Origin of the sequence: Bacillus sp. JJ1474, assembly GCF_036965225.1 — a bacterium.
In the GTDB taxonomy this organism is placed as follows: domain Bacteria; phylum Bacillota; class Bacilli; order Bacillales; family Cytobacillaceae; genus Cytobacillus.
Window position 1 is genome coordinate 1 of record NZ_JBALPC010000288.1, and the last position, 1,458, is coordinate 1,458.

Below are 1,458 nucleotides of genomic sequence, written 5' to 3' on the forward strand. Positions count from 1 at the left end.
CTATATAGTTACTATATACAATAGGATAAGAGCTGTAAAGAAATCAAATGAATACGTTTGGTTTTAGGTAATTCGTTTTGTTAAGGAGAATATATAAAATGAAGAATTATAAAATTACTTTAGGATTATTATTAATGAATTTATTTATAGCCTTTATGGGAATTGGGCTTGTAATTCCAGTCTTGCCTACACTGATGAATGAATTAGGAATAAACGGAAAGACTGTTGGTTATCTAACAGCTGCTTTCGCAATTGCACAATTGATTGTTTCGCCATTTGCAGGGAAAGCTGTAGATAAATTGGGAAGAAAAATTATGATTGTACTTGGTTTATTTATTTTCGGCCTATCAGAGTTATTATTTGGGCTTGGCAAAGAAATCGAAATGCTATTTATTTCTCGTATATTAGGTGGAGTAAGTGCTGCATTCATTATGCCGGGTGTCACTGCTTTTATTGCTGATATTACAACCTTGAAAACTCGCCCCAAAGCACTAGGCTATATGTCTGCTGCAATTAGTACAGGATTTATTATTGGCCCAGGTATCGGTGGATTTTTAGCGGAATTTGGTACACGTACACCATTCTTCTTTGCTGGTGCACTTGGTACAATAGCTGCAATACTAACCATTATGTTTATATCTGAGCCAGATCGTGCTACAGAAATTAATGAACAAACCTCAGGAAGTAAGAATGGTTTCAGACGTATTATTGAGCCAAAGTATTTTTTCGCGTTTATTTTAATTTTTATTGCCTCATTTGGTTTAGCAGCTTTTGAATCGTTCTTTAGTTTATTTGTGGACCATAAATTTCAATTTAAACCATCCGACATAGCCATTGTTATTACTGGTGGTGCAATTTTTGGTGCTGTTTCACAAGTCATATTGTTTGATCGGCTTACACGAATTTGGGGAGAAATTAAACTGATTCGAAACAGCTTAATATTATCAGCATTACTTGTCTTCTTAATGACTGTTGTACATTCATATTTCTCTATTTTACTTGTTACATTTATTGTTTTTGTAGGTTTCGATTTATTCCGACCAGCAGTTACTTCATATCTTTCAAATATCGCCGGGAACGAACAAGGTTTCGTTGGTGGAATGAACTCTATGTTTACGAGTCTAGCGAATATTAGTGGTCCAATTCTAGGGGGGATATTATTTGATATAGATGTTAACTATCCTTACTACTTTGCGACTGTGATACTATCTCTGGGAATAGTTATTACATTGTTCTGGGGGAAGCAAGCAATTAATTCTTCAAACAAAGTGAAGGCTAGTGTGGCTAACATATCAAATTGAAGTATTGACAAAAATTGTGAAACATTGCACTTAAATGAAGTGTAGTGCCTTATTGGGTACATTATTCATATTTTTATATATTGTCGAACCCTTTGCTGGAAGTAAGTACAGACATTTTGTCACTTTAATTGGAGCCTCTGCGTGCAAGATTATGAAG

1 protein-coding gene is annotated in these 1,458 nt (G+C 34.4%); it reads left to right on the forward strand.

What is annotated here, in order from left to right; translation table 11 throughout:
- Window positions 1–98: 98 nt before the first annotated feature.
- Window positions 99–1,301: an MFS transporter gene (locus V7164_RS24675; protein WP_335347806.1), complete on the forward strand. Its 1,203-nt coding sequence runs from the start codon at window positions 99–101 to the stop codon at window positions 1,299–1,301.
- The last annotated feature ends 157 nt before the right edge of the window (window positions 1,302–1,458 follow it).